The sequence below is a fragment of the Helicobacter mehlei genome (assembly GCF_007280785.1).
In the GTDB taxonomy this organism is placed as follows: Bacteria; Campylobacterota; Campylobacteria; order Campylobacterales; family Helicobacteraceae; genus Helicobacter; species Helicobacter mehlei.
Window position 1 is genome coordinate 80,825 of sequence record NZ_VKGC01000003.1, and the last position, 12,494, is coordinate 93,318.

Below are 12,494 nucleotides of genomic sequence, written 5' to 3' on the forward strand. Positions count from 1 at the left end.
TTTTCGTTGTGTTTTTTGTGTAAGATTTGCTAATTCTTTAAAGGTCTTAAAATGCGCTTTGGAAAGATTGATTACTTGAACTTGCTCCCCTTTGATGTCTTTATCAAGGCCTACCCGACCCCTGTAAGTTTTAAACAATTTTTAAATCACAGAAAAACTTATCCTGCTAAGCTCAATCAAGATTTTCTCTTTAGGCGCATAGATGCGGGCTTTATCTCCTCCATTGCCGGCTATGCAGCGTGGCGTAAAAAACAAGTTACACCCTGTGCGATCATTGGCTACAAGAAAGTTTTAAGTGTACTTGTGGTGCTACAAGATGAAGGGATTGATACACAATCAGCAACTTCGAATGCCCTCTGCCAAGTTTTGGGGCTAAAGGGGCAAGTGCTGATTGGGGATAAGGCTTTACGCTTTTATTACCAAGAAAAAGCAGAGTTTGTGGATTTAGCCGCGCTCTGGCATGCCAAAACCAGTTTGCCATTTGTCTTTGGGCGTTTTTGTTACCAAGCACATGGTGAGTTTTACACACAAATAGCGCATGCCTTTTACAAGAGACCTATAAAAATCCCCTACTATATTTTAGAGCAAAAAGCCCAAGAGAGTCAGCTTAATCGGCAACAGATTTTACACTACCTCAAACACATCCATTATAAAATGGGGGCTAAGGAAGAGTTTTCTTTGCGTTGTTTTTACAGACAACTTCTTTTTAAGGGTATTAGGAAGGTGCGCCGTTTTTAAAGCTCAAATACATCCACTCCCCATACCACCCCAAAAAGCCCAACAAATAAAAAGCCCATCTAGCATCATTGTAACGATCGACTTGCCAGATCACATGCGCGCTCAACATAAAAGTTACAATGCCGGCGATGAGAACCAATAAATTAGCATATTCGTAGATTCCAAAATATTCTTTTCTTTTGGCTAACACGGCGATTAAAAAGGCAAGATTGAAACCAAAAAGAGCAAAATCCACCCATGCATGCCAATGGTGTTTGAGCAAATAGGGTTGGAAGCTAGAGGCAAAGAGTATAATCAAACAGACATTCATGGAGGGTGCAAAAAAAATCAAATATTTGATCCAAGCGGAGCTAGGCGCATGCCATCTAGCCAAAAAACGCCATAACCCCAAACCCAAAAAAGCTAGGTAAAAAAAAAGAGAGAAGAAGAAAGAGAATGGGGGTGCGTTGTTGGGCTTTACCTGGTTAAACAAAAAGAGATAACAAAAAAAAACACAGCCGGCTAGGGCTAGTAATTTGGGAATAAATAAAGAGTGCTTGCGTCTAGTGGCGATAAAATACCCAAAGGACATCAAAATGCCACAGATATAAAAAATGGAGATCAAGATGGCGTAAAAATGCCCGGGTTCGTTGAAAATGGCAAAAAGTTGGGAGAAATTGCGTTGGAATGCTGAGAGAATCAAGGCTAGAGCAGTGATCACAAAGAGGACAAAAAAGACTGAGGAGAGCACCAACTTATAGGTGTTGGGCTTTTTCATAGAGAGATCAATAGTTTTTTTCAAAAAAGCTTTGGATGCCATTGGCAATCCCTTTTGCTAGAAATTGTTGGTAAGTTTTGTCTTGGAGGCGCTTAGACTCTTTGGGGTTGGAGTTGTAGCCAATCTCAATTAAGATAGAGGGCATGAGTGCTCCGGCTAGCACCCAAAAAGGACCCTCCCGAACACCTCCATCCACAACACCTTGATAATGTTGGCGCAATAAACTTAAGATACCAAATTGGATGTCAATGGCTAGTTTGTTAGAGATCACGAGCCTTTGGGAGTTGAGCGAGTTTAAAAAGGACATTTTTGAAAAATAATCCATACCCCGCACATCATCCTGGTTTTCTTGTTCGGCGACTTTACGCGCTCTTTCACTACGGGCGGGTGAAAGAAAATAGGTTTCTACGCCTTGGGGGTTAGAAGTAGCATGCTTGGGGATTGAGTTAGCGTGGATAGAAATGAACAAATCGGCTTCTTTGTTGTTGGCAAATTCGGTGCGCTCCTTCAAACCGATATAATGATCGTTGTGGCGGGTCATATAGACAATATACCCGCGTCCTTTAAGTTCTTGTTGTAGGTATTTGGCCACATGCAAGACAATGTGCTTTTCACATATATGGCTAGCCCCCATAGCCCCGCAATCACGCCCACCATGCCCGGGGTCTAAGACAATCTTAAAACGCTTAGGGGTTGGCTCTGGTGGGGGGGATGGGAGGCTGGCAGTGGCTGGGGGTTTGTTGGCAAGGGAGATATAAAGATGATTGGCAGTGATTTTGAGTTGGTATGGGGTTTGTCTGTGGAATTTGATCAATATCCTGATCGTGTATTTGCCATGCTTGCTAATTTTAATCAAAGTGTTATGGGGAAAGGGATAACTCTTGGGAGGACCTAAAAGTTGGGCTTTGATCTCCAAAAGGTCTTTGGCAGGACTCAAGTGGGTTGTTTTGAGTGCACTCGGGTGGAAATCCTTGTTAAAGCTAATGCGGACACTGCTAGTGCCAAAAGGAACAATTTGGGTAATTTTAAGCGCATGGGCACTTAAGCCTAAGCATAGCGCAAGACATAGCCAAATAAAACGCATCAGTCTTGTGTTAATTCTTGCACCAGCTCATGAACACTGATGATTTTATCAATGCGATACCCGTTTGCCCCCGTAAAATAGAGCCCCTCAATGCGATTGCCCAAATAACTACGCCCCAGCCCATCGGCGATACAATAGCCAACTTTTTTAGCCTCTTCGCCCCGGTTGCAAGGCCCCACGCAATTACTCACGCAAGAGATCTTGGGGGCGTTGCCTTCCTTAATGCGTTGCAACACGCCAGTATTAATGGCGCGTGCGGGGTAGCCAACCGGGGATTTAACTAGCAAGATGTCTTCTTTTTGCAAAGAGGGCAAAATCTCGGCATAGACTTTAGCATCGCATTCTTTAGTGCCCAGAAACCTAGTCGCCATCTGTACCCCACTAGCCCCTAAATTAAGCATGGTATCGATGTCCTTGCGATCCCAAATGCCCCCAGCAGCAATAATGGGGATATGCCCCCACTCTTTAGAAGCTTCCACAATGCCCGGGACTAAATTTTCTAGCTGGTATTCTTCTTTAAAACAATCCTCGTATTTAAAGCCTTGATGCCCCCCACTCAAAGGTCCTTCCACAATGATCGCATCCGGAACGCGTTTGTAGCGCGCACTCCAGCGTTTGCAGATGATGTGCAGGGCTTTAATCGAGGAAATAATGGGCACCAGTGCCACATGGGGGAAGTCTTTGGTAAATTCGGGCATGTTGGTGGGCAAACCCGCCCCCGTGATGATCACATTTGCCCCCGCTTCGCACGCATCACGCACCACCCGCCCGTATTCGTTAATGGCGTGCAAGATATTGGCTCCCAAGGGTTTAGCTCCACAGATTTTGCGTGCATTTCTGAAAATTTCATTCAGGGCTTGTTTGGAGTAAAAGTTAAGGGCTTCAAAGGGCTTTTTGGAGATCATTTTTTCCACAAAGCGCATATTTTTATAATAGCCCGTGCCCACTGCCGAGATCACGCCCAAAACGCCCTCTTTAGTGGCATTGCCGGCCAATTCGTCCCAACTAATCCCCACACCCATACCCCCTTGAAAAATGGGGTATTGGATGGTGTGTTTGCCAATTTTGAGCGGTTTTAGTGTAGAAGCCATGTTTTTACCGCTTAGTTAATGATGGCGCGGATGAAGCGGCGCTTACCCACCTGCACCACATAACTTCCTTGAGAAAAATGGTAGTTTTCATCTAAGAGCACTTCTTGATTGATTTTGACACTTTTAGCTTTAATGTCGCGGCGTGCTTGGGAAGTGGAGGGGCTTAGTTTAGCCTGTTTGAGCAATTCTGCAACCCAAATCCCCGCACCAAATGCCATTTGTTCTAAATCACTAGGGGTTTGCTTTTGGCTAAAAACGCGATCAAATTCGCCCTGAGCGTGTTGGGCTTGCTTGGCTGTATGTAAGCGGGTGGTGATCTCTAGGGCTAGGTTTTCTTTGATGGCTTTGGGGTGCAATTCCCCTTTTTCTACGCCATTTTTAAGCTGGGCAATCTGGGCACTACTTTTTGCGCTCAAAAGTTCGTAATAACGCCACATCAAATCATCGCTAATGCTCAAAAGTTTAGCATACATGCTTTCTGCTGGTTCTGTGATGCCGATGTAATTGCCTAGACTCTTGCTCATCTTGTGTGTCCCATCTAAACCCTCTAACAAGGGCATGGTGAGCACGCTTTGTTCCTTGTCCAGACCATAGGCGCGCTGTAAAAACCGCCCCACTAAGAGATTAAACTTTTGATCATTGCCTCCAAGCTCTATGTCGCAATCTAAGGCAACTGAATCATAGCCTTGCAAGAGCGGATACATGAACTCCACCACGCTAATGGGTTTATTTTCTTTATAGCGTTTCTCAAAATCGTCCCTTTCGAGCATTCTAGCCACTGAAAATTTAGAAGTCAATACAAGCAAACCATCTGCGCCCAGCGGGCGTAACCACTTTGAATTAAAGCACACATCGGTAAGTGTGGAATCTAAAATTTTAAACACTTGTTGCTCGTAGGTCTTAGCATTGATCAAGACCTCTTCAAAGCTTAGGGTTTTCCTCGTTTCGCTCTTACCACTAGGATCGCCAATGGTGGCAGTAAAATCCCCGATCACAAACTGCACCCGTGCGCCATGCCTTTGCAAGGTGGCTAATTTATTTAAAAGCACGGCATGCCCCAAGTGCAAATCTGGGGCTGTGGGGTCAAAACCAGCCTTGGCATAAAAGCGTTGTTTGGTGGTGTAAAAACGCTCCACCAAGTTTTGCAAGTATTCTAGTCCAATGCACTCGCCCATGCCCCTAGTGATGTCAGCCATCGCTTCTTTGATCTGTGCTTGCATGTTTGTCCTTTAGGCTTGATAAGCGTCTTTTAAACTTGAAAAACCCACTAATCTTTCTTGGTATTTGCGTGTAACAATCTCTTTAAAGGTGCTGATCTCTTTGTCATTATATTCAAACAAAATCTCACAATGAGAGGAAAAACTATCTTTGTAGCCTGCATAGTTGATCCCCACAATGTTACAATCATTTTTGGCTAAAAAACTTAGCAACTGGAGCAACCCACCTTTTTTGTCTTCGAGGTAAAAAATGCCCTTGTAAATCTCTTTGTTTTTCTTGTTCCACTCCACAAAGACCATCGGCAAGCTCAAATCAATATCGATGATCGCCTGTTTGCACAATTTATGATGCACAATCACCTTATGATCTTTGTAATTGGGCATGATCGCTACGATCTCATCGCCATGTTTGGGGTGGCAACAATCGTTAAACAAGACCTGTTTGATGGACACATGCGGGTTGGTATAGACAATAAAATTATCCAAGTAGGACTTTTTAAGTCCGATGTGGGGTGTCCAAAGCCGTAAAACCCGACTAGCCAAACTAAATTGCATCAAGTTTTTCATCAAAAAGCCAAACTGGCGGGGCTCGCGGACTTTGCGACTCTTGGGAGGGACTTCCTTCACCTTCTCTTGGATTTCTTCAACTAATTTCTTCAACCCATCGGCACTCTTGGCTGCCTCGCTCAAAGTGTTCTCCACGCCACATTCCAAAAGCCTTTTTTCAAAACTCAAGTAGTTTTTTGATCCCATGTCGGCATTGAAAATCGGGGTTTCAAAAATGGAGCTAAGAATATTGACCATGCTTTTAGAATCGATCTCCTTGAGCTGGTTTTTTCTCTGCAATTTTAAATGACTCTTAGCACGGGAGGTTTTGAGCTGGTCGATCCAAATGTGGCGTGGGACACTTTTTTTACCCTTGATGATTTTCACCACATCCCCGCTTTTAAGCTCTTGGTTGAGTAGGGCTTTTTTGTTATTCACAAAGGCTTTTTCAGCCTTATCTCCCAACTCGCTATGCACCATGTAGGCAAAGTCTAGCACAATCGCGCCCACCGGCAAGGTATAGGTATCCCCTTGTGGGGAAAACACCGTAATGTCCTCGCGGTAAAGATCGCTTTGGACCAAGTCATAAAACTCCCTAGGATTATCTTTGGTGTCTTGACCTTGGTATTTGAGGTTATAGAGCCATTTGAGCGAATCGGGTTCTGTGCCCCCTGCCTTGTATTTCCAATGTGCAGAGTTGCCATATTCAGCAGCCATGTGCATTTCAAAGGTGCGGATTTGCACTTCATAAATGCTAGACTCGTCAAAAATAGTCGTGTGGATCGTCTGGTAGCCATTTTCTTTAGGCAAAGCGATATAATCTTTAAAACGCGACACAATGGGTTTAAAACGCAAATGCACGATCCCTAAGATTTTATAACAATCTAGGGGATTTTTAAGCAAGATACGCACCGCCATTAAATCCAAAATCTCATCAATGCTCACCGCCCCCTTGCGTTGCATTTTGAGGTAAATGGAGTAGGGGCGTTTGATGCGGGTAGCGATTTGAAAATCACTCTCCCCAAAACCTGCTTCAAAGAACATCTTTTCTAATTTGCTGGCAAACTGGTTGAGTTTTAAAGATAGGGATTGTTTATTTTGGTCCAAATAGGATCGGATTTTTTGGTACTCTTGGGGGTAGATAAAATAAAAACATTTTTCCTCTAACTCGTTTTTGATTGAGGACATCCCCAAACGGCTAGCAATGGGTGCATAGACAGCTAGAGTTTCTTTGGAGATGCGGATTTGTCTGTCGCGTGAGAGGGCATCTAGGGTGGAGATGTTGTGCAAGCGGTCGCTGATTTTAACCACCAACGCCCGGGGGTCTTTAATGGCACTGAGGAGGATTTTGCGGAAAGTCAAAGCCGAGAGCACAAGGCGGGGGTTTTGGGGGTCAAATGCTAATTCCTCTTTGCGGATTTCGGTGATCTTGGTGAGCGCATCGACCAAATTAGCCACATCTTCGCCAAATTTCTCACGGACCTCCAAGAGTTCGCAAGGCGTGTCTTCCACGACATCGTGCAAGAGAGAGGCGCAGATCATCGCCTCATCGCCCTCACAAAAGGCAACAATACAAGCCACGCTGATAGGGTGGGTGATGTAGGGAGCACCGCCCTTGCGCTTTTGTCCCGTGTGGTAGTGAGTAGCTAAATCTAGAGCTTGGGCGACCTTAGACGTGATGGGGGCGATGTTCTTTAAAACACGGATGGCCTCGCTAGGAGTAACAACCTCTTTTAAAAGTTCTAAGACTTCAAGCAAACTACCATAGGGGGCATGCTTAGTATCTTCCATCAATGCGATCAAGACTGATTTTTCCCTCAGCAATTTCTAAAATAGCGATGTCTGTCAGCTTGTGAATCTTGGTATCCACGGGGACTAGGGGGTGCGCGCCTGCTCCTAGCTGTTTGACCCGTGAAAAAATCAAGTTTGATAAAACATAACGATCGCTATCCACTTTTTCTAAGGCTTTGGCTACAATTTCTTCGGTTCTCAAATATGTCCTTTTTGGCTAGTGTATTCTATTTTACCATAGAAAAAACACCCTGTTGATCCTTAATTACATGCAAAAGATTATTTTTCTTAAACATGTTGCAAACCACGATCGGGAGTTTATTGTCTTTGGCTAGGGAGATAGCGGTGTCATCCATCACTTCAATATTGCCAATCAAGGCATCGTTATAACTCAAGGTGTCGATTTTCTTAGCGTCTTCAAATTTATTAGGGTCTTTGTCATAAATCCCATCAACTTTGGTCGCCTTAACGATCAAATCTGCGCCAATCTCAATGGCCCTAAGCGTGGCGGCTGTGTCGGTGGTGAAAAAGGGGTTGCCCGTGCCCGCTCCAAAGATGACGATGCGTTCTTTTTCTAAGTGTCGGATGGCTTTGCGGTAAATGTAGGTTTCACAGACTTCCTTAATTTCAACCGCACTTTGCACCCGCACATCTAACCCCATGTGCTCTAGGGCTTCTTGCATCGCCACCGCATTAATGACCGTGGCCAACATGCCCATGTAATCCCCACTTGTGCGCCGAATAATCCCCCCCTTAGCCGCACTCACACCCCGAATGATATTCCCCCCACCAATGACAATTCCCACTTCAATGCCATGTTCGACTAATTGCTTGATTTCTTTGGCAATATAGCTTAAAATCTGAATATCAATCCCAAAATGGCTCTCACCAGCTAGGGCTTCACCAGAAAATTTAACCAAAACACGCTTCTTTTTATGTTGCTTATTTTGCATGCACTCCCTTAGGCTCTAGTGAGAAAATCGCTATAAAATGCACCATTATACCCTAATGATGCTTAAAAGTTATGCCAGCTCCAAGACGAGGGATTGGATTGCCTGCACTGCCATGAGGGCTTGCTCTGGAGTAATAATATAGGGGGGCATTAAGTAGATCGTGTTGTTAAGAGGACGCACAAGCAAGCCTCTTTGTAGGGCTTTTTCAAAAATGGCAAGGCTAAGGCGCTTAGAGGGGCAACAACCCTCCAACTCAAAGGCAAAGATCATGCCCTGAGCGCGTAGGTTGGCTACCCCCTTTAATCCCCCCAAATGATCTTGCATGCAGGCTTGGATATATAAACTTAGGGTCTTGTTTTTCTCTAAAACCTGCTCTTGTTCTAAGAGGTCTAGGGTTGCATTGGCGCACGCACAGGCTAGGGCGTTGCCTGTATAACTATGGGAGTGTAAAAAACTTTTATTCTCTGTGTATGGGGCGTAAAATTTATCGTAAATTTCATTTTTGGTGAGCACCACCGCTAGGGGCAAATATCCCCCCGTGATCCCCTTAGAGAGGCATAGAAAATCGGGTTTTACTTGGCATTGCTGGTGAGCAAATAAAGTCCCCGTGCGCCCAAAACCCACCGCAATTTCATCAAAGATCACATGCACGCCCAAAGCTTGGCACATCTGGCTAGCTTGGTGTACAAAGTCGGCACTATAAAAGTGCATCTGCCCGGCACACTGAACTAAGGGTTCTAAAACAAAAGCACTGATATTTTTGTGTTCTTTTTCTAAAATCTTTTCTAGGGCTTGTAGGGCATTTGTAACATCGGCATCATTTTGGGGCACGGGGGTTTGTAGTTGCTGGCAAAATAGCCCCTTGTAGGTGTCCTTATACAGCCCAACACCCCCCACGCTCAAAGCCCCCAAAGTTTCGCCATGGTAACCATTTTCTAAGGATAAAAATTTGGGTCTATGTTGCCCCTCTAGCAAGTGGGCATGGTAACTCATCTTGAGGGCGACCTCAATGCATGAAGACCCATTATCCGCATAAAAGCATTTTTCAAACCCGCCCAACACACAAAGTCGTTCAGAGAGGCGGATAATTTGGGGGTGGGTAAAACCTGCCAACAAGACATGTTCTAAACTTTCTAGTTGCTCTTGGAGTTTTTTGTTAATATAGGGGTGGCTATGCCCCAAGAGATTCACCCACCAACTACTGATGCCATCAATATAGGCACGCCCATCAAAATCGTAAAGATAGACACCTTCTGCCCGCTTGATGGGCACTAGGGGCAGGCTTTCATGGTCATGCATTTGGCTACATGGATGCCAGATATATTTGAGGTCTAGGGTATTCCACTTGGCATTATTCATAAAGTGCTACATCGGTCTTTTAGGCTAAAATTAAAGCATGCTTTTAGTCAGTTTTCATTAGAATAGCACATTTAGGGCAATTTTAGGGCAAAGGATAGGGCTTGATCGCGTGGATGCAAAAGCACAAAAAATACTTGGTGGTTACCATTTGGATCAGCACGATTGCTTTTGTGGCAGCGGGTATGATTGGTTGGGGGCAGTATAATTTTTCTTTTGCAAGCGGGAGTGTGGCTAAGGTCGGGCGTATCTTGATCACCCAAGAAGAGCTAGATATGGCTTACAAGCAACTTGTAGATGCTTATAGCCAATCCATCCCCAATTTCAAAGATTTAGATGAAAAGCAAATTAAGGCGATGGGCTTAGAGCGTAGCGCACTCCAAGTGCTCATTAACCAAGCCTTGCTGAAAAATCTCGCCCTAGATTTGGGCTTGGGTGTGAGTTCTAATGAGATTATCGCCGAAATTAAAAAGAGTAGTATGTTCCAAAAAGACGGGCATTTTGATGAAGACTTGTATAAAAAAATCCTTCAAGAGAACCACTACCGCCCTAGTGCCTTTGAAGACAATGTCAAAAATGCCCTCATCTTGCAAAAAATCTCTGCCCTCTTCCCTAAAGCCACCACCCCCCTAGAGTTTGACTCATTTTTATGGGCATTGCAACTCCAAGACAAGGTGCGCATTAAGATTTTAGAACCCCAAGCGGTGGCCTTAAAAGAAGACGATCTGAAAAAATATTACGAGCAACACAAGAACACTTATAAGAAGCCCACCAGCTACACCCTTGAGAGTGTAGAGGTTAAGCCCGATGAACTGAAAGCGGGTATTTCAACCCAGCAGCTACAAGATTATTACCAAAAAAATAGAAGTGCCTACAGCAAAGGGGGTAAGTTAGAGGATTTTGAACATGTTAAAGACAAGGTGCAACAGGCCTACTTGCTCCACAAAGCCCAAGAGGTCGCCCTAGAAAAATATTTGGCACTCAAAAAAAACACCCTCAAGCTTAACGCCAAAACTTTGACCAGCCTACCCTATTCAGGGGAAATCAACCAAAAAATAGAGACCTTACGGGTGGGCGAAGTACTCAAGCCACAGAATTATGAGGACGGGTGGTTGGTGGTGAAATTGCGTGCCAAAGATAGTAACCAAATCCAAACTTTTGAGGAGGCTAAAGCTCAGGTGCGTGTGGCTTTGGGTGCGATCCAACAAAAAGAGCAATTAGAAAAGGAAGCCAGCCAGCAGGTTAAAAACTTCCAAGGAGAGGACATCGGCACCATCACCTCAGATTTTCAAGGTACGATTCACGATTTGAGTCCCGAACAATCCAAAAAGCTGGTGCGCCATATTTTTAACCAACCCTACAAGCAGGGGTATATGATCTTAGAGGGGCCCAAGGCGGTGCTTTATCAAATTTACGCCCAAGATTTTAAACACGCCCTCAAGGATACGCATACTTTAAAAGAAGCCTTTGGCAATCTCAAGGCACAATCTTTTGATGGAGTGCTGGTGTCCATGCTAAGGGCGCAATACCCCGTTACCCTCTATTCTAAGAATCTGCAGGAGTAGATCTTGAATCCGATCATACTAGGTGTGGATATTGGCTCTAGCAAGATTTGCGCCATCATCGCTGAGATCAAGGACGGCGCACCACAGGTGATCGGAGCGAGTGTGCAAAAATCTGAGGGTGTGCGTAAGGGGAGCATCAGCAATATTAGCCAAGCGGGCGAGATTGTTAAAAAAGCTATTGAGGATGCCAAGCGCATGGCTGGTTTGGATTTTGTGGAAAAGGCGATTGTGTCCATTTCGGGGGCTTATACCCAAAGTGTGAATAGCTCGGGGATTATCAATGTGCCCAACAACGAGATCACCTTGAAAGAAATCAACCGCGCGCTGGATACCGCCTTGCACAATGCAGCTATCCCTAGCGGGCATGAAGTGATTCATATTTTGCCCTACCAATTCAAATTGGATAATCAGGACAATATTGAAGACCCGATGGGCATGAGCGGATCTAGGCTGGAGGTTTTTACCCACATTGTTACCGTGCAACACAGCAGTTTGGAAAATTTACGGCGCACGATCCAGCTAGCCGGGGTTAAGATTGAAAACATCGTTTTGAGTGCTTATGCGGCTTCTATTGCCACTTTGAGTGAAGATGAACGCGCTTTAGGCGTGGCGTGTATTGATATTGGGGGGAGCACTTGTAATATCATGGTCTATGAGGGCTCTTCGATGCGCTTTAATAGTTATGTCCCGGTGGGCTCTGAACACATTCGGGATGATTTAGCCATTGGACTACACACGCCACTAGGTGCGGCAGAATATGTCAAACGCGAGTATGGCAACTTGATGGCTGAGGAGAGCGATCAAGAAATTGAGGTCCCGGCTGTAGGAGCTGAGAATAAAAAAAACCGCTTTTCGCTAAAATTTGTCCATGAGATCATCAACACCCGTGTTTTAGAGGTGTTTAACTTGCTCAATAATGCCCTCATCAGTAGCAAGCTCAAAGATAGCTTAGGGAGGGGCGTAGTTTTAACCGGGGGTATGACTCACATGGAGGGTATTAGACATGTAGCTTCCGCAATCTTTGGGAATGTCCCGGTGCGCATTGCTAAACCCATAGAGGTGAGTGGCTTATTTGAGGAGCTCAAAGACCCCACAAGTTCGGTGGCTATTGGCTTGATCTTATATGGAGCCGGGGGGCATACCAACTATGAAAAAGACTCGGAGAAAACAATCCGCTACAAAGAGATCAAACAGAATGCCCAACCTGCTTTTACCTACACGCCTGAACGTAACTATATTGAAACCGATTTGACAAATTTGAAACATACGGGGGAGACAAACAAGGAGATAAAGGAGCGGAAAAAGGATATAATGTATCCCTATGAAACGCCTAAAGAAGTGGGATTTTTCCAACGAATCAGAGAATGGGGCTCTAAGTTATTTTGAAGAAGGGTTG

General features: G+C 44.7%; 11 protein-coding genes. 3 read left to right on the top strand and 8 right to left on the bottom strand.

Translation table 11 applies throughout. The annotated features are described in order from the left end of the window. The first annotated feature begins 51 nt into the window (after positions 1 to 51). Complete coding sequence (locus tag FNE76_RS02090) at positions 52 to 738, top strand: MqnA/MqnD/SBP family protein (protein ID WP_120947397.1); 687 nt, start codon at positions 52 to 54, stop codon at positions 736 to 738. Here FNE76_RS02090 and FNE76_RS02095 read toward each other — a convergent pair. From FNE76_RS02095 to FNE76_RS02130, 8 genes are all read right to left on the bottom strand, one after another. After that, positions 716 to 1,537, bottom strand: coding sequence for a hypothetical protein (locus tag FNE76_RS02095; RefSeq protein WP_143928356.1), 822 nt, complete (start codon positions 1,535 to 1,537; stop codon positions 716 to 718). The two genes, FNE76_RS02090 and FNE76_RS02095, sit on opposite strands and share 23 nt — an antisense overlap. Next, entirely contained in the window at positions 1,503 to 2,579 is a 1,077-nt protein-coding gene (locus FNE76_RS02100) for an N-acetylmuramoyl-L-alanine amidase family protein (RefSeq protein ID WP_120947400.1), read from the bottom strand. The genes FNE76_RS02095 and FNE76_RS02100 overlap by 35 nt, the downstream gene beginning before the upstream one ends. Next, positions 2,579 to 3,670: a nitronate monooxygenase gene (locus FNE76_RS02105; RefSeq protein WP_120955716.1), complete on the bottom strand. Its 1,092-nt coding sequence runs from the start codon at positions 3,668 to 3,670 to the stop codon at positions 2,579 to 2,581. Before FNE76_RS02105 ends, FNE76_RS02100 begins: the two co-directional genes overlap by 1 nt. 11 nt (positions 3,671 to 3,681) lie before the next feature. Then, a complete protein-coding gene (tyrS, locus tag FNE76_RS02110; protein ID WP_120947402.1) occupies positions 3,682 to 4,890 on the bottom strand; it encodes a tyrosine--tRNA ligase in 1,209 nt (402 codons plus the stop codon). A 9-nt stretch (positions 4,891 to 4,899) separates the two neighbouring features. Then, positions 4,900 to 7,224, bottom strand: a complete 2,325-nt coding sequence (locus FNE76_RS02115; protein ID WP_185962968.1) for a RelA/SpoT family protein — start codon at positions 7,222 to 7,224, stop codon at positions 4,900 to 4,902. Then, positions 7,211 to 7,426, bottom strand: coding sequence for a DNA-directed RNA polymerase subunit omega (locus FNE76_RS02120; protein ID WP_013890065.1), 216 nt, complete (start codon positions 7,424 to 7,426; stop codon positions 7,211 to 7,213). Before FNE76_RS02120 ends, FNE76_RS02115 begins: the two co-directional genes overlap by 14 nt. A gap of 25 nt (positions 7,427 to 7,451) precedes the next feature. Further along, on the bottom strand, positions 7,452 to 8,177 hold the full coding sequence (gene pyrH, locus FNE76_RS02125; protein ID WP_006017111.1) for a UMP kinase: 726 nt from the start codon (positions 8,175 to 8,177) through the stop codon (positions 7,452 to 7,454). Positions 8,178 to 8,246: 69 nt separating this feature from the next. Next, positions 8,247 to 9,536: an adenosylmethionine--8-amino-7-oxononanoate transaminase gene (locus FNE76_RS02130; protein ID WP_120947403.1), complete on the bottom strand. Its 1,290-nt coding sequence runs from the start codon at positions 9,534 to 9,536 to the stop codon at positions 8,247 to 8,249. 101 nt (positions 9,537 to 9,637) lie between these two features. Here FNE76_RS02130 and FNE76_RS02135 point away from each other — a divergent pair, with 101 nt between their 5' ends. Next, entirely contained in the window at positions 9,638 to 11,098 is a 1,461-nt protein-coding gene (locus tag FNE76_RS02135; RefSeq protein ID WP_120947404.1) for a peptidylprolyl isomerase, read from the top strand. Between the two features lie 3 nt (positions 11,099 to 11,101). Beyond that, the gene (ftsA, locus tag FNE76_RS02140) at positions 11,102 to 12,484 is read left to right on the top strand and encodes a cell division protein FtsA (protein ID WP_120947405.1); all 1,383 of its coding nucleotides are present in this window, start codon (positions 11,102 to 11,104) and stop codon (positions 12,482 to 12,484) included. The last annotated feature ends 10 nt before the right edge of the window (positions 12,485 to 12,494 follow it).

What these genes read in the sequence shown, in the direction of transcription:
- FNE76_RS02105 (WP_120955716.1), bottom strand. Translation starts at nt 3,670, where the DNA reads ATGGCTTCTACACTAAAACCGCTCAAAATTGGCAAACACACCATCCAA.
- FNE76_RS02095 (WP_143928356.1), bottom strand. Translation starts at nt 1,537, where the DNA reads ATGGCATCCAAAGCTTTTTTGAAAAAAACTATTGATCTCTCTATGAAA.
- FNE76_RS02115 (WP_185962968.1), bottom strand. Translation starts at nt 7,224, where the DNA reads ATGGAAGATACTAAGCATGCCCCCTATGGTAGTTTGCTTGAAGTCTTA.
- FNE76_RS02100 (WP_120947400.1), bottom strand. Translation starts at nt 2,579, where the DNA reads ATGCGTTTTATTTGGCTATGTCTTGCGCTATGCTTAGGCTTAAGTGCC.
- FNE76_RS02130 (WP_120947403.1), bottom strand. Translation starts at nt 9,536, where the DNA reads ATGAATAATGCCAAGTGGAATACCCTAGACCTCAAATATATCTGGCAT.
- FNE76_RS02090 (WP_120947397.1), top strand. Translation starts at nt 52, where the DNA reads ATGCGCTTTGGAAAGATTGATTACTTGAACTTGCTCCCCTTTGATGTC.
- pyrH (WP_006017111.1), bottom strand. Translation starts at nt 8,177, where the DNA reads ATGCAAAATAAGCAACATAAAAAGAAGCGTGTTTTGGTTAAATTTTCT.
- tyrS (WP_120947402.1), bottom strand. Translation starts at nt 4,890, where the DNA reads ATGCAAGCACAGATCAAAGAAGCGATGGCTGACATCACTAGGGGCATG.